The organism is Streptomyces sp. AC602_WCS936, assembly GCF_019049125.1.
GTDB lineage: Bacteria > Actinomycetota > Actinomycetes > Streptomycetales > Streptomycetaceae > Streptomyces.
Genome location: NZ_JAGMUF010000058.1, coordinates 106,920 through 122,076 on the forward strand (window position 1 = coordinate 106,920; position 15,157 = coordinate 122,076).

Here is a 15,157-nt window from a genome sequence, read left to right on the forward strand (position 1 = left end):
ACTGACGTACTGACCGACCGTCAGACCCGCACAGCAAAGGAAGACCGCATGGCGCAGGACCCGGCATCCGCCTACGACGACCACGACACCTACGACGGCGAGGACGGCGAGGAGACGGAGGACAAGCCCGTCCTGGAGACCGTCGCCGAGGACGACCGCTTCGGGACCATAATCGTCCGCCTGGACACCGGGCGCGGCGAGGTCACCGTCGAGGGGGACACGGTGCCCCGCGTCGAGCTGTACCGCGAGGAGGGGACGGAGACCGACGACCACACGCCCGTCGGCACCCGTGACGGGGACCGGCTGACGCTGACCGTCGACGGCGAGCCCGCCGTGATCAGCCCCGCCAAGGGGCGCATCACCCGGCGTTCGTACGCCGTGGACGTACGCCACGCGGACCGCACCTGGCGCCTGGTGCCCGACTCGATCCCCGGCAGCCGCCTGCTGCGCGGTCAGGAGCACCTCGGCGACTTCTCCTCCGACGGCGACGGCCGGGTGCTGGCCGAGTGGCGCGAGGGCGTCGAACCCGAGGCGCTGGACGCGGCCCTCGGCTACGCGCTGGCCGCCGCGTTCGGCACCGGCGCCCAGCCGATGTGGATGCTGGCCATGGACGCGGTCGGCGACATGATCCCCGGCTGACCCCCGGCCGACACCGGCCCCAACGCACCGCGCGGAGCCCCTCCGGTTTGCTGCCGGAGGGGCTCCGTTTCGTCGTGGCCGCGGACGTCAGCCGCGCGCCCCGCGAATGTCGGCCGCGTACAGGTGCGCCACGATCGCCGCCTCGAACCGCGTGGTGAGGCCCAGCTTGCGCACAATGCTCGCGGTGTGGGCCCGCACCGTGCGCTCCGCGATCCCCAGCCGCCGGGCGAGCCGGCGGTTCTGCTCCCCCGTGGCGAGCAGCAGGAGGACCTCCAGCTCCCGCCCGGTGAGCGCGGAGAAGTCCAGCCCGGAGAGGCCGGGCGCGGCGACGTCGAGCGCGGCGACGTCGAGCGTGGCGGGGCGCGCGGAGGTTCCGCTCGTGGAGATGTCGTGCGCCTTGTCCTGTACCGCAACAGCCATGTCGTTCCCCCTGGTTGTGTTCGGACGTGTCGCATTCCGTCGGCTCTTGACCGGCGTACGTCGGTTGGTGTCCGACGGCTCTCAGCCTGCCAAGAGTCGCGGCCCGGGGCACGCCCCGCAGACAGCAGCTTGCTGCACCGGCGCGACACCATCCTGCCGACCTCGGCACCGGGTCTTGACCAACGCATTACCCTGGGTGGTGATCATTTCGGTGGATTCCGCTTCGCCGCGGGCCTGACCATCCGCACCCGGCGACGCCTCCACCGGACCGGCCGGTACGACGATCACGGGGGAAGGATGAAGAATGAGGGCAGCATGGGCCTGTTGGGGCTCACCGCCATGGAGGAGCGGGTCTACCGCCACTTCCTGAGGAACCCGGGGACCACGGCCGAGGACATCCACCTGCTCTTCGGCGCACCGCAGCAGGACGTGCGCGCCGTGCTGGACCGCCTGGCCGGACTCGGCCTGCTGAGGCCCGGCGCGCGGGAGGACACCCTGACGTCGGCGGACCCCGAGATCGCGGTCGGCCTGCTCACCGACCGCCGGCTGAGCGAGCTGCACCACGAGTTGCAGCAGGTGACCAGACCCCGCCACCTGGTCGCCGAACTGCGCGCGGAACAGGGCGCGCACCCGCCCGCGGCCGGCGGCGTGGAACGGATGACGGACCTCGCACAGATCCGGCACCGGATCGACGACCTCGCCTTCTTCGCCCGCCGGGAGATCCTGTCGGTCGAGCCGTACCAGGCGCTCACGCCCGAGAACATCGAGCACGCGCGTCCCCTGGACGCCCGCTGTCTGCGCCGGGGCGTGCGCATCCGCAACGTCGTCCTGCGGGAGGCGCTCGACGACCCCGGGACGGCGGCGTACCTGCGCGAACTCGGCTCCCTCGGCGCGGAGATACGGGTCGCGCCGGACATAGCCGAACGCGTCCTCGTCTACGACCGGCACACCGCCCTGGTGCCGGCCGACCCCGGGGACACCTCGCGCGGCGCCCTGGTCGCCCAGGAACCGGGGCTGGTCGCCGGGCTGTTGTCCCTCTTCGAGAAGATCTGGGACCAGGCCACGGACCTGGACCGGGTGCTCGGGGGCCCGCCCGCGGACGACGTCAGCCTCTCGCCGGTGGAACTGGACGTGCTCAGGTCCATGTGCCGCGTCACCAAGGACGAGATCGGCGCGCGCGAGCTGGGCGTCTCCCTGCGCACCTACCGCCGGCACGTGGCCGACGTCCTGCGCGTCCTGGACGCCAGCAACCGCCCGCACGCGGCGCTGCTGGCCCGGGAGCGGGGCTGGGTGTGACCGTCACGTCACCCGGCCTCCTCGGCCCGCCAGGCCCGCAGCGCCGGGTCGTCCAGGGCACCGGCCAGCCACGCCTGTACGGCGGAGCCGGGTGAACCGGCGGGGGGCCGGATCCGCAGCTGGATCCGGCCCCCCGTCTCGTCGAGTCGCCAGGAACGCTCCCACCCCCCGGGCAACTTGCCCAGGAGTCTGACCACGGCGGTCGCGGCGGGCGCGGTGCCCGGCCGCCCGCACACCAGCACCAGGTCCTGGAACTCCGTCTCCGTCATCTCTTCCGTCTCACTGCCAGCCGTTGACCGAGACTCTGACCGACGGCCCGCCGCCCGCGCCCACCGCCGTGCCCAGCGGCAGTGCCACGAGCAGTGCCAGCACGAGCGCCCTGAACCCGGTACCGAAGATCTTGCCCATCCGCGATTTCCCCCTGTCGTCCATGCCCCCGACTCTGCCAGCGCGCGGGCGCCCCCTCCAGACGGCTCGCTGTCAGGATGCTGCACGGGGCGGGGCACTTGCTGTCAGCCGGGCACCGCGCACGCGCAGGGGCCCGGGAGTCCAGTACGAACTCCCGGGCCCCCGCGACGAGTCGCCGTCAGTCCGACTGCTGCCGCTTGGGACGCCACACCACCAGGGCGCTGGTCTGCTGGACCTCCTGGTACGGGACCAGGTCCCGGCGGTACGAGGCGTGCACCGCCGCCTCGCGCTGGCGCATCGCCGTGGCGGCGCCGTCGAGGGCGTCCTGCATCTCGGCCAGGCGCGCCTGGAGCGCGGCGACCTGGTTCTCCAGTTCGATGATGCGCTTGATGCCGGCCAGGTTGATGCCCTCGTCCTGCGACAACTGCTGCACCTGGCGGAGCAGTTCGATGTCGCGGGCCGAGTAGCGCCGGCCGCGCCCGGCCGTGCGGTCCGGGGAGACCAGGCCGAGGCGGTCGTACTGGCGCAGGGTCTGCGGGTGCAGACCGGAGAGCTGGGCAGCCACCGAGATGACGTAGACCGGGGTGTCCTCGGTCAGTTCGTACGGTGAGAAACCCCCGCGCCGGCGGGGACTACGGCCGTCCATCTCGATCAAGCTCCCTTCGCGGCCTGGAACAGCTCCGCCCGCGGATCCTCGTCCGCGGTCGCCTCGCGATACGCCTCGAGCGCGTCACGAGCCTTCCCCGTCAGGTCCTTCGGAACACTCACCTCGACGGTGACCAGGAGATCGCCGCGGGTGCCGTCCTTGCGGACCGCGCCCTTGCCCCGGGCGCGCATGGTGCGGCCGTTGGGCGTGCCCGCGGGCAGCTTCAGCGTGACCGGCGGGCCGCCGAGGGTCGGGACCCGGACCTCGCCGCCGAGGGCGGCCTCCGCGTACGTCACCGGGACGGTGACCGTGAGGTTGTCGCCTCGGCGGCCGAAGACGGGGTGCTCCTTGACGTGCACGACCACGTACAGGTCGCCCGCCGGTCCGCCCCGCTCGCCCGGCGTGCCCTTGCCCCGCAGCCGGATGCGCTGCCCGTCGGAGACCCCGGCCGGGATGCGGACCTGCATCGTCCGGGAGGACTTGGCGCGTCCGGAGCCCTTGCAGACGTCGCAGGGGTCCTCGGCGATCAGGCCGCGGCCCTTGCAGTCCGGGCACGGGTCGGTGAGCGAGAAGCCGCCGCCCGAACCCCGGGCGACCTGCCCGGTGCCGACGCAGGTCGGGCACACGCGCGGCGTGCCGTTCTTGTCGCCGGTGCCCGAACAGGCCTTGCAGGGTGCCTGCGAGGACATCCGCAGCGGGACCGTGGCGCCCTCGATGGCCTCGGTGAAGCTGAGGGTGACCTCGGACTCGATGTCCTGGCCGCGGCGCGGCTGGGTGCGCGTGCCGGTGCCGGGTCCGCCGCCGGTGCGGTTGAACAGGCCCCCGAAGACGTCACCGAGGCCGCCGCCGAAACCGCCGGCGCCACCCTGACCGGCCCCGCCCTGGGCGCCGCCCCCGAAGAGGTCGCCCAGGTCGAAGTTGAAGGTGCCGCCGCCGCCCGCGCCCGGCCCCGGGCGGAAACCGCCGTTGCCGAAGAGGGCGCGGGCCTCGTCGTACTCCTTGCGCTTCTTGGGGTCACCGAGGATGTCGTTGGCCTCGGAGATCTCCTTGAAGCGCTCCTCCGCCTTGACGTTCCCCTTGTTGGCGTCCGGGTGGTTCTCGCGGGCGAGCTTCCGGTACGCCTTCTTGATCTCGGCCTCGGTGGCGTCCTTGGGGACGCCGAGAACCTTGTAGTAGTCCTTCTCGATGAAGTCCTTGGTACTCATCCCCGACGTCCCTCCTCTCGCGCCTTGTCCGTCACTTCGAGCTCAGCCCTCGTCCGGGCCACCGCTCTCCTTGGTCCCGCCGTCGTCCTTCGAGTCGGCGTCCTGTGCCTCCGTCGCGTCCTCGGCCGGCTTGACCGACTGGGCGCCGGGCTGCGGCTCGGCCACCGCCACCCGCGCGGGGCGGATGGTGCGCTCGCCGATCCGGTACCCGGGCTGCAGGATCGCCACGCAGGTCGTCTCCGTGACGTCCGGTGCGTAGGAGTGCATCAGGGCCTCGTGGATCGTCGGGTCGAAGGGCTCACCCTCCTTGCCGAACTGCTGGAGGCCCATCTTGGCGATGACCGACTCCAGCGACTCCGCGACCGACTTGAAGCCGCCGACGACCTCGCCGTGCTCCCGGGCGCGGCCGATGTCGTCGAGCACGGGAAGCAGCTCGGACAGGAGGTTCGCCACGGCGACCTCCTTGACCGCGACGCGGTCCCGCTCCACCCGACGGCGGTAGTTCTGGTACTCGGCCTGGAGGCGCTGGAGGTCGGCCGTGCGCTCGTTGAGCGCCGTGCGCGTCTGGTCCAGCTGGGCCACCAGGCCCGCGTTCTCGCTCGCGTCCCCGGCCGGGGCCGCCCCCTCTTCGGAGGCGGCCTGCGGCTCGGCGTCTTCAGGGGCGGCGCCGGAGGGGACGTCGGGCTTCTCGTCGAAACCCGGGGTCTCCTCCGTCACGCGGCACCGTCCTTGCGCTCGTCGTCGACGATCTCGGCGTCGACGACGTCGTCGTCGGCACCCTTGCCGTCGGCACCGGCACCCGCGTCGGCGCCCGGAGCCTCGCCGCCGGCGGCCTGCGCGCCCTGGGCGTCGGCGTACATGGCCTGGCCCAGCTTCTGCGAGACGGCGGCGACCTTCTCGGTGGCGGTGCGGATCTCGGCGGTGTCCTCGCCCTTGAGCTTCTCCTTCAGCTCGCCGACGGCCTCCTCGACCTCGGTCTTCACCTCGCCGGGGACCTTGTCCTCGTTGTCCTTGAGGAACTTCTCCGTCTGGTAGACGAGCTGCTCGCCCTGGTTGCGGGACTCGGCGGCCTCGCGGCGGGCGTGGTCCTCCTCCGCGTACTTCTCGGCCTCCTGGCGCATCCGGTCGACCTCGTCCTTCGGCAGCGAGGAGCCGCCGGTGACGGTCATCTTCTGCTCCTTGCCGGTGCCGAGGTCCTTCGCCGTGACGTGCATGATGCCGTTGGCGTCGATGTCGAAGGCGACCTCGATCTGCGGGACGCCGCGCGGCGCCGGGGGCAGACCGGTCAGCTCGAACATGCCGAGCTTCTTGTTGTACGCCGCGATCTCGCGCTCGCCCTGGTAGACCTGGATCTGCACGGAGGGCTGGTTGTCCTCGGCGGTGGTGAAGATCTCCGAACGCTTCGTCGGGATCGTCGTGTTCCGCTCGATCAGCTTGGTCATGATGCCGCCCTTGGTCTCGATGCCGAGGGACAGCGGGGTGACGTCGAGGAGCAGGACGTCCTTGACCTCGCCCTTGAGGACACCGGCCTGCAGGGCGGCGCCGATGGCGACGACCTCGTCCGGGTTGACGCCCTTGTTGGCGTCCTTGCCGCCGGTCAGCTCCTTGACCAGCTCGGCGACGGCGGGCATACGGGTGGAGCCACCGACGAGGACGACGTGGTCGATCTCGGACAGCTGGATGCCGGCGTCCTTGATGACGTTGTGGAACGGCGTCTTGCAGCGCTCCAGCAGGTCGGACGTCAGCTGCTGGAACTGGGCGCGGGTGAGCTTCTCGTCCAGGTGCAGCGGGCCCTCGGCGGAGGCCGTGATGTAGGGCAGGTTGATCGAGGTCTCGGTGGACGAGGACAGCTCGATCTTGGCCTTCTCGGCGGCCTCACGCAGGCGCTGGAGGGCCATCTTGTCCTTGCCCAGGTCCACGCCGTGGCCGGACTGGAACTGCTTGACCAGGTAGTCGACGACGCGCTGGTCCCAGTCGTCGCCACCGAGGTGGTTGTCACCGTTGGTGGCCTTCACCTCGACGACACCGTCGCCGATCTCCAGCAGCGAGACGTCGAAGGTGCCGCCACCGAGGTCGAAGACGAGGATGATCTGCTCGTCCTTGTCGAGGCCGTACGCCAGCGCGGCGGCCGTCGGCTCGTTGACGATGCGCAGGACGTTCAGGCCCGCGATCTCACCGGCCTCCTTGGTGGCCTGGCGCTCGGCGTCGTTGAAGTACGCCGGGACGGTGATGACCGCGTCGGTCACCTTCTCGCCCAGGTAGGACTCGGCGTCCCGCTTCAGCTTCTGCAGCACGAAGGCGCTGATCTGCTGCGGGTTGAAGTCCTTGCCGTCCAGGTTGATCTTCCAGTCGGTGCCCATGTGGCGCTTGACCGACCGGATGGTCCTGTCGACGTTCGTGACCGCCTGGCGCTTGGCCACCTCGCCGACCAGCACCTCGCCGTTCTTGGCGAAGGCGACGACGGACGGCGTGGTCCTGGCGCCCTCGGCGTTGGTGATGACGGTGGGCTCGCCGCCCTCCAGAACGCTGACGACGGAGTTAGTCGTGCCCAGGTCGATGCCGACCGCACGTGCCATGGTGAATAACCTCCAGCTGACTTGAGTGGAACAGGCTCAAGTGTGCACGACCCCGCTGGCTGGGTCAACAGAGGTGAGTCAGGCAGACTCAACTCTTATCCATTCCTTACGCGCAACGACGCTCTGACCTGCGGGTTCTCGGCACCTCGGGTCTGGCGAACCGGAAAAATCGGCCTCTGCGGGACCCTCTGGGGGGACGCGGCGCACGGCACTGCGGTTGCCCCTGACGGTTCCCGGGAAACGGCACGCGCCCGGCGCGCCGACCCGTAGACCCGTACGCGCGACAGCGCCGCCACCGCGACGACCGCGCCGCCCGCCACCCACAGCACCGCCACCCGGCCGGCCCATCCGGTGTGCACGAGCACGCCTACGAGTACCCCCGTGAACGAGGCCACGCCGAGTACGGTCACCGCGCCCTGCGGGGTCAGCCCGAGCCGGCGCAGCCGGTGGGCGAGATGGTCGGGCCCGCCCCGCAGCAGGGGCCGCCCGGCCAGCCGACGGGAGAGGACCACGAGGACGGCGTCGGCGCCCGCCACCGCGGTCAGCGCGAACAGCACCCCCGCCCCGGCCCCGGGATCGTGCCCCGCGCGGGTGAACACCGCCGCTCCCGCCAGCAGGAAACCCGCGAAGAGCGAACCGCACGCCCCGAGCGCGACCCGCGCGGGGTGCCAGTTGTGCAGCAGGAACCCGGTCAGCGCGGCAGCCAGCACGCTCAGCAGCACCGCGAGCGCGTCCATCACCTCGGCGGCGGCACAGGCGGCGACCCCGAAGGCCGTCACGACCCCCACCGTGCCGGCCACCCCGTCGGCGTGGTCGAGCCCCTGGAAGGCGGCGGCGACCAGCGCGATCCAGACCACGGCGAGCCCTCCGGCCACCGGCCCGGTCACGCCGTACGGCACCACGCACGCCGCCGCGAGGGCCGTACCGGCGACCACCCACCGCCGCCGCAGCCGCCACACGTCGACGGCGAGGCCGAGCGCACCTACGGCGACGGCCGCCGTCAGCAGCCGCCCGACCGCCGGGCCGAGCGGCACGACGCCGGTCCACTCCCCCGCCCACGCGACCAGCCCGGTCACGAGGACGACGGCCGCCCCGCCGAGCAGGGGGACGGGCCGTCGGCGGCGCCGGTCGACGAGGCCGAGGCGCAGGGCGGGCGCCCTCAGCAGCCCCGCGAGGAGGGCGGCGAGGAGGAAGGAGGCGGTGGCGGCGGCGATCCCGTAGAGCACGGGGCATAAACTATGCCGAATATCACGAATTGCTATGAATGGCACCCGGGACCGGCGTGGCGCCCGGCCGGCCGACCCCGCCCGACGCCGCCCCGCCGGTCAGGGTTGCCTCAGCGACACAGATCACCGCACGTCCGACTACAGTGCGGCGGAGGATGGGGGTAGTCTCAGACAGACTGATTAAGTTACCGCTTAGTAATACCGATACCGAGCGGCACTAAGTGCAATACCGCCCCCTCGCAACCTCGCAGGCCCGAGGAGCCCCCAAATGCAACTCGCCGCGATCATCGTGTCGCTGGTCCTGATCGTGGTCGGCGTGGCACTGTTCGGCCGCGCCGTCCTGCAGATCTACAACTCCATGCGGCTGGGCCAGCCCGTACCGGCCGGAACGCGGACCGACGAACCCGTGCAGCGCACGGTCACCGTGGTCCGGGAGTTCCTCGGCCACACCCGGATGAACCGCTGGGGCATCGTCGGGGTGGCGCACTGGTTCGTGGCGGTGGGCTTCTTCTCCCTGCTGCTGACGATCGTCAACGCCGTCGGCCAGCTCTTCCAGGCCGACTGGATCCTGCCGGTCATCGGCGACTGGGCGCCGTACAACGTCTTCGTCGAGTTCATCGGCACCATGACGGTGCTCGGCATCCTCGCGCTGATCGTCATCCGGCAGCTCAGCCACCCGCGCAAGCCGGGTCGCAAGTCCCGCTTCGGGGGCTCCAACTTCGGCCAGGCGTACTTCGTCGAGGCCGTCATCCTCGTCGTCGGCGTCTGCATCTTCATGCTGCACGCCCTCGAGGGCGCCCTGCACCACGTGGACGGCTACGAGGCGTCGTTCTTCATCTCGTACCCGGTCGTCTCCGCCCTCCAGGACCTGGACCTGTCGACCCTCCAGAACCTGGTCTACTTCTTCGCCGGCCTGAAGATCACCACCTCCTTCATCTGGATGATCACGGTCGCCCTGAAGACCGACATGGGCGTGGCCTGGCACCGCTTCCTGGCCTTCCCGAACATCTGGTTCAAGCGCAACGCCGACGGCGACGTCTCCCTCGGCGCGCTGCTCCCGATGACGTCGGGCGGCAAGCCGATCGACTTCACCGACCCCGGTGAGGACGACGTCTTCGGCGTCTCCCAGGTCGAGCACTTCTCCTGGAAGGGCCTGCTCGACTTCTCCACCTGCACCGAGTGCGGCCGCTGCCAGTCGCAGTGCCCCGCGTGGAACACCGGCAAGCCGCTCTCCCCCAAGCTCCTGATCATGTCCCTGCGCGACCACGCGCACGCCAAGGCCCCCTACCTGCTGGCCGGCGGCGGCAAGACGACGGAGGGCGAGGAGAAGGCGTCCGAGGAGCAGCTCGCCGGTGTCCCCGCGGCGGCCCTCGCGGAGGCCGAGCGTCCGCTGGTCGGCACCCTGGAAGAGAACGGCGTCATCGACCCGGACGTCCTGTGGTCCTGCACCACCTGCGGCGCCTGCGTCGAGCAGTGCCCGGTGGACATCGAGCACGTCGACCACATCGTCGACATGCGCCGCTACCAGGTCATGATCGAGTCCGCGTTCCCGTCCGAGGCGGGCACGATGCTCAAGAACCTGGAGAAGAAGGGCAACCCCTGGGGCCTGGCGAAGAAGCAGCGCCTGGAGTGGCTCAAGGAGGTCGACTTCGAGGTCCCGGTCGTCGGCAAGGACATCGAGGACCTCACCGAGGTCGAGTACCTGTACTGGGTCGGCTGCGCCGGTGCCCTGGAGGACCGCGCCAAGAAGACGACGAAGGCCTTCGCCGAGCTGCTGCACATGGCGGGCGTCAAGTTCGCCATCATGGGCGGCGACGAGAAGTGCACCGGTGACTCCGCCCGCCGCCTCGGCAACGAGCCCCTGTTCCAGGAGCTCGGTATGGAGAACGTCATGTCCCTCAACGCCGCCTTCGGCGAGGAGATGGACGACGACGGCAAGGTCCTGCCCGAGTCGGCGAAGCCCAAGTCGGCGAAGAAGATCGTCGCGACCTGCCCGCACTGCCTCAACACCCTCGGCAACGAGTACCCGCAGCTCGGCGGCGACTACGAGGTCATCCACCACACCCAGCTGCTCCAGCACCTGGTCGACGAGGGCAAGCTGACCCCGGTCACCCCGGTCGAGGGCATCATCACGTACCACGACCCCTGCTACCTGGGCCGTCACAACAAGATCTACACGCCCCCGCGCGAGATCATCGCCTCCGTCCCCGGCGTCCGCAACGAGGAGATGCACCGCCACAAGGAGCGCGGCTTCTGCTGCGGCGCCGGCGGCGCGCGGATGTGGATGGAGGAGCGGATCGGCAAGCGCATCAACAACGAGCGCGTGGACGAGGCCCTGTCGGTCAACCCCGACATCGTCTCCACCGCCTGCCCCTTCTGCCTCGTCATGCTCACCGACTCGGTCAACGGCAAGAAGAACGACGGCAAGGCCAAGGAATCCATCCAGGTCGTCGACGTCGCCCAGCTCCTGCTGGAGTCCGTGAAGACCCCGGCCGACCCGGCCGGCGAGGAAGAGACGGAGAACGAGCCGACGCCGGAGCCGGTGAAGTAACGGCTCCCCTCGGTCCGCCACCGACACCCGGCACCCCCAGGTCCCGAGCGGACCTGGGGGTGCCGCAGTACGAGGCAGCCCTCAGGGCCCTCGGGGGGACGTGGGGGACCTCCCGTAGGGGATGTCACAGGTCGGCCGCAAAGGACCCCCCGAACGGCCGGGCCCCGCACGTCACTCTGCGGGACCAGGTACGTTCGAAGGCGTGGCTGGATTCAGGATCGGACGCGGCCGGGACAACGGCGCTCCGCACGCGCGACCGCAAAACCCACCGTACGGACAGCAGGCGCCCCAGGGACCGTCGTACGGCGGTCCCGCGACGCCTCAGCCGCCGTACCCGCAGCAGCCGTACGGAGGTGGCGCCCCCGGCCCCGGCGGCTCACCGTGGCCACAGCCGCACCACGGCGGTCACGGAGGCGGTCACGGCGAGCCGGAGTACTTCGGCGACGGCGGATACGGCCAGGGTGGCGGCCCGCACGGCGGCCACGCCCCGCACGACCCCTACGCGGCCAACAACCCGGGCCACACCCAGGCGTTCACGGTCGGCGACGACCCGTACAACCAGGGCGAGACCTACCGCGCCGGCTCCGCCCCGCCGCCCGGCCCGGTCGGCCCACGCCTGCACTGGAAGGCACTGCTGAAGGGCGTGATCCTCGCCCCCAACCAGACCTACCTCCAGATGCGGGACTACGCGATGTGGGCGCCGGCGCTCGTCGTGACGTTCCTCTACGGGCTGCTGGCCGTCTTCGGCTTCGACACCGCCCGCGAGGAGGCGATCAACGCCACCCTCTCGAACGCGATCCCGATCGTGCTGACGACGGCCGTCGCGATGGTGCTGAGCGCCTTCGTGCTGGGCGTGGTCACCCACACCCTGGCCCGCCAGCTCGGCGGCGACGGCGCGTGGCAGCCGACGGTCGGCCTCTCCATGCTGATCATGTCGCTCACCGACGCCCCGCGCCTGGTCGTCGCGATGTTCGCCGGCGGTGACGCGCCCTTCGTCCAGATCCTCGGCTGGGCCACCTGGATCGCGGGCGGCGTCCTGCTGACCCTCATGGTCAGCCGCTCCCACGACCTCCCGTGGCCGAAGGCGCTCGGCGCGTCCGCGATCCAGCTGATCGCGCTGCTGTCGATCGTGAAGCTCGGCACGTTCTGACGGAACGGCATGGCGCGTGTGAAGGGCCCCCGGCGCGATTCGCCCGACGCCGGGGGCCCTTCACACACCACGTCCTTCTCGACGCTCAGGCGTCGAGCACCTGCCCGGCCCGCCGCACGACGGGCTCCTGCACGGACCACGGGAAGTTGATCCACTGATCGGTCCGCTTCCATACGTACTCGCACTGGACGAGCGAGTGGGACTTCTCATAGATCACCGCGCTGCGGACCTCGGCGACCGTGTCGAGGCAGAAGTCCCGCACCAGCTTGAGCGTCTTGCCGGTGTCGGCGACGTCGTCGGTGATGAGGACCTTCTTCTCGGAGAAGTCGATGACGTTGGGCACGGGCGCGAGCATGACCGGCATCTCGAGCGTGGTGCCGACGCCGGTGTAGAACTCCACGTTCACGAGGTGGATGTTCTTGCAGTCCAGCGCGTACGCCAGCCCGCCCGCCACGAAGACCCCGCCCCGCGCGATGGACAGCACTATGTCCGGCTCGTACCCGTCGTCGGCGACGGCCTGCGCGAGCTCGCGCACGGCGACCCCGAACTGCTCGTAGGTCAGATTCTCCCGAACATCACTCATGCGCGCGTCCTGCTCATACCTGGGTCCGATGGAAGTTGAGGAAGGACCGGGAGGCGGTCGGCCCCCGCTGTCCCTGGTAACGGGACCCGTACCGCTCGCTCCCGTAGGGGTGCTCGGCGGGCGAGGCGAGCCGGAACATGCACAGCTGTCCGATCTTCATCCCCGGCCACAGCTTGATGGGCAGCGTCGCGAGGTTGCTGAGTTCGAGCGTCACGTGTCCGGAGAAGCCCGGGTCGATGAACCCGGCGGTGGAGTGCGTGACGAGCCCGAGCCGCCCGAGCGAGCTCTTCCCCTCCAGCCGCGAGGCGAGGTCGTCGGGCAACGTGACGACCTCGTACGTACTGGCCAGCACGAACTCGCCGGGGTGCAGGATGAACGGCTCGTCCCCCTCCGGCTCCACGAGCCGGGTCAGGTCCGCCTGCTCGACGGAGGGGTCGATGTGCGGGTACCGGTGATTCTCGAACACCCGGAAGTAGCGGTCGAGGCGCACGTCGATGCTCGACGGCTGCACCATGGAGTCGTCGAAGGGATCGATGCGGACCCGCCCGGCGTCGATCTCGGCCCGGATGTCCTTGTCTGAGAGAAGCACGCACCGAGGATACGCAAGGCGCGCGGAGCAGCGACAACCGCCGCCGCGCCGCGCGCCGAACCCGCTCTGCGTCTGTGCTACCGCTACTACTTGCTGTTACTGCCGTTACCGCTGCTGCTGCTGCTGCCGCTGCCGCTGCTGCCGCTGCTACCGCTTCTGCGAACCCACGGGCACGGCACTCCGCAGCCGCGCACAGCGCGGACATCGGACGAGCCGGCCGGGGCCGAGCCGCTCGGCCTGCTGCATCGGAAACGAGGCGGCGGTGAACACGTGCCCATCGGCACAGCGGAGGACGGTGCGATCCATCAAGTCCTTCAAGTCCCTTCCCCAAGAGCCGCGTCTGGCTTGCTACTACCCTGACGACAAATGCCACAGTACGGGATCAAAGAGACGACTCTCCATGCGGCACTCCGGCCCCACGCACACCCTCTGCGGGGCCCCCACGGTACGCCTCAACTCCGCACCCCCGCAGCCGCATCACCGCACCGGAACGACCACTGGCCCCACGGCACGAACACCGGGGGCCAGCGATGAGGTAGAGTGACGGAGCGTCCAGGCACCGACCTCGGTCGGCGTCTTTCGCGGGTGTAGTTTAATGGTAGAACATCAGCTTCCCAAGCTGAGAGCGCGAGTTCGATTCTCGTCACCCGCTCTCTTGAAGCCCCAGGTCAGCGACCTGGGGCTTGTCTTCTGTCGGCCATTTGCCTCCGGTCCGGGCCTGCCAGGCGCACGGAGATCGGGTACTCGGAGGGCAAGAGTCCTCCGCTGACACGACGGCACCGCCACTCAGCTTGCCGTCCCCGGTGACCCGGCGGGGCTCCGGAAGTACCACAGCGGTCTCGTACCGGACGGCCTTCGGGCCGCCCACCGCGGCTGTCCGGAACGGTCGTCGGCTCGGCGGTTCTCAGTCGACGGAGGCCATGAAGTTCAGCATGCTGCGGTTCAGTTCCTCCGCGTGATCGATCTGGGGCCCGTGCCCGGTACCGGCGATGATCTCGACGCGGGCGCCCGGTATCAGGCGCGGAACGCGCTCCATCTGCCGCTCGGGGTGCAGCAGTTGGCTGCGCTTGCCGAGCACCAGATAGAGCGGCGTACGGATGGCGGACAGGTCCGCCTCGGACAGGGGGAGCGGCGCGGGGCGACGGATTCGGTAGGCGCGGACGGCCGCCCTGAGCATCGTGCGCAGCTCGGGCATGACCAGGACCGGTTGTTGCAGCCAGGCCGCCAGTCGCGGGCGCAGCGCCTTGGGTGCGAAGGTCGCGAAGAGGCCGGCGAAGAGCCAGACGAAGAAACGCAGTCCCACCTTCTCCAGGCCGCCCGGGTCGAGCAGGGTGACCGAGACGAGGCGTTCGGGCCTGCGGTGCGCCTGGTTCAGGGCGAGCCAGCCTCCGTAGGAGGTGCCGACCAGGTGGACGCGTTCGAGCCCGAGCCCGGCAAGCGTCTCGTCCAGCCACTGTGCGGCCCGTTCGGGCTGGTGGATCGGCTCGTGCTGCACGCTCCGGCCGGGGTCGCCGGGGGTGTCGAGGGCGTAGACGGGGCGGTCGGCGCTGAGGGCGGGGGTGTTCGGGTACCACATGGCGGAACAGGAGCCCGCTCCGTGCACCAGGACGACCGGGGTACGGGACTGGGCGGCCGGGTCGTCGGGTCCGTAGCGGTACACGTGGGTGGTACCGAACGTGGTTTCCACATCCTGCTCCGCCAGGGCGGGTGCGCCCAGCGCGTAGACGACGTCACAGGCGGCGAAGTAGCGGTCGCGCCAGGCGTCGCTCACATAACGGCCGACGTCGGCCTGGGTGCGGGCAGTGGTCTCGGGCACGGCCACCTCCGGAAGGATCTCGTTTCGTGGTACGAACGTATCACGTGTTTGG

General features: G+C 70.5%; 15 protein-coding genes and 1 tRNA gene. 5 read left to right on the forward strand and 11 right to left on the reverse strand.

What is annotated here, in order from left to right; genetic code table 11:
- Positions 1-48: 48 nt before the first annotated feature.
- On the forward strand, positions 49-639 hold the full coding sequence (locus KUM03_RS21045; protein WP_217250825.1) for a hypothetical protein: 591 nt from the start codon (positions 49-51) through the stop codon (positions 637-639).
- Positions 640-726: 87 nt separating this feature from the next.
- Here the strand turns inward: KUM03_RS21045 and KUM03_RS21050 are convergent, their stop codons facing one another.
- Positions 727-1,059 (reverse strand): response regulator transcription factor, encoded by a 333-nt coding sequence (locus tag KUM03_RS21050; RefSeq protein WP_217250826.1) that lies wholly within the window; start codon positions 1,057-1,059, stop codon positions 727-729.
- A 315-nt stretch (positions 1,060-1,374) separates the two neighbouring features.
- On the opposite strand from KUM03_RS21050, the gene KUM03_RS21055 reads away from it, so the two are divergent.
- On the forward strand, positions 1,375-2,355 hold the full coding sequence (locus KUM03_RS21055; protein ID WP_217250827.1) for a helix-turn-helix transcriptional regulator: 981 nt from the start codon (positions 1,375-1,377) through the stop codon (positions 2,353-2,355).
- Positions 2,356-2,363: 8 nt separating this feature from the next.
- Here KUM03_RS21055 and KUM03_RS21060 read toward each other — a convergent pair whose 3' ends face one another.
- From KUM03_RS21060 to KUM03_RS21090, 7 genes are all read right to left on the reverse strand, one after another.
- The gene (locus KUM03_RS21060) at positions 2,364-2,624 is read right to left on the reverse strand and encodes a hypothetical protein (RefSeq protein ID WP_217250828.1); all 261 of its coding nucleotides are present in this window, start codon (positions 2,622-2,624) and stop codon (positions 2,364-2,366) included.
- A gap of 10 nt (positions 2,625-2,634) precedes the next feature.
- Complete coding sequence (locus tag KUM03_RS21065; RefSeq protein WP_217250829.1) at positions 2,635-2,787, reverse strand: hypothetical protein; 153 nt, start codon at positions 2,785-2,787, stop codon at positions 2,635-2,637.
- Positions 2,788-2,941: 154 nt separating this feature from the next.
- Positions 2,942-3,409, reverse strand: coding sequence for a heat shock protein transcriptional repressor HspR (locus tag KUM03_RS21070; protein WP_217250830.1), 468 nt, complete (start codon positions 3,407-3,409; stop codon positions 2,942-2,944).
- A 5-nt stretch (positions 3,410-3,414) separates the two neighbouring features.
- Positions 3,415-4,614: a molecular chaperone DnaJ gene (dnaJ, locus tag KUM03_RS21075; protein WP_217250831.1), complete on the reverse strand. Its 1,200-nt coding sequence runs from the start codon at positions 4,612-4,614 to the stop codon at positions 3,415-3,417.
- Positions 4,615-4,656: 42 nt separating this feature from the next.
- On the reverse strand, positions 4,657-5,331 hold the full coding sequence (gene grpE, locus KUM03_RS21080; protein ID WP_217250832.1) for a nucleotide exchange factor GrpE: 675 nt from the start codon (positions 5,329-5,331) through the stop codon (positions 4,657-4,659).
- Positions 5,328-7,190 (reverse strand): molecular chaperone DnaK, encoded by a 1,863-nt coding sequence (gene dnaK, locus KUM03_RS21085; protein ID WP_217250833.1) that lies wholly within the window; start codon positions 7,188-7,190, stop codon positions 5,328-5,330. Before dnaK ends, grpE begins: the two co-directional genes overlap by 4 nt.
- Before the next feature lie 95 nt (positions 7,191-7,285).
- Positions 7,286-8,416: an MraY family glycosyltransferase gene (locus KUM03_RS21090; RefSeq protein WP_217250834.1), complete on the reverse strand. Its 1,131-nt coding sequence runs from the start codon at positions 8,414-8,416 to the stop codon at positions 7,286-7,288.
- A 268-nt stretch (positions 8,417-8,684) separates the two neighbouring features.
- Here KUM03_RS21090 and KUM03_RS21095 point away from each other — a divergent pair, with 268 nt between their 5' ends.
- Together KUM03_RS21095 and KUM03_RS21100 are read left to right on the forward strand one after the other, a co-directional pair.
- Entirely contained in the window at positions 8,685-10,967 is a 2,283-nt protein-coding gene (locus KUM03_RS21095) for a (Fe-S)-binding protein (protein ID WP_217250835.1), read from the forward strand.
- A 121-nt stretch (positions 10,968-11,088) separates the two neighbouring features.
- Positions 11,089-12,117, forward strand: a complete 1,029-nt coding sequence (locus tag KUM03_RS21100) for a Yip1 family protein (RefSeq protein WP_217250836.1) — start codon at positions 11,089-11,091, stop codon at positions 12,115-12,117.
- 85 nt (positions 12,118-12,202) lie between these two features.
- Here KUM03_RS21100 and KUM03_RS21105 read toward each other — a convergent pair whose 3' ends face one another.
- Complete coding sequence (locus tag KUM03_RS21105) at positions 12,203-12,700, reverse strand: phosphoribosyltransferase (RefSeq protein ID WP_043371585.1); 498 nt, start codon at positions 12,698-12,700, stop codon at positions 12,203-12,205.
- A 13-nt stretch (positions 12,701-12,713) separates the two neighbouring features.
- Positions 12,714-13,289 (reverse strand): dCTP deaminase, encoded by a 576-nt coding sequence (gene dcd, locus KUM03_RS21110; RefSeq protein ID WP_217250837.1) that lies wholly within the window; start codon positions 13,287-13,289, stop codon positions 12,714-12,716.
- Between the two features lie 581 nt (positions 13,290-13,870).
- Between dcd and KUM03_RS21115 the strand changes: the two genes are divergently transcribed.
- A tRNA-Gly gene (locus KUM03_RS21115) sits at positions 13,871-13,941 on the forward strand.
- A 252-nt stretch (positions 13,942-14,193) separates the two neighbouring features.
- Here KUM03_RS21115 and KUM03_RS21120 read toward each other — a convergent pair.
- A complete protein-coding gene (locus tag KUM03_RS21120; protein ID WP_217250838.1) occupies positions 14,194-15,105 on the reverse strand; it encodes an alpha/beta fold hydrolase in 912 nt (303 codons plus the stop codon).
- Between the last annotated feature and the right edge of the window lie 52 nt (positions 15,106-15,157).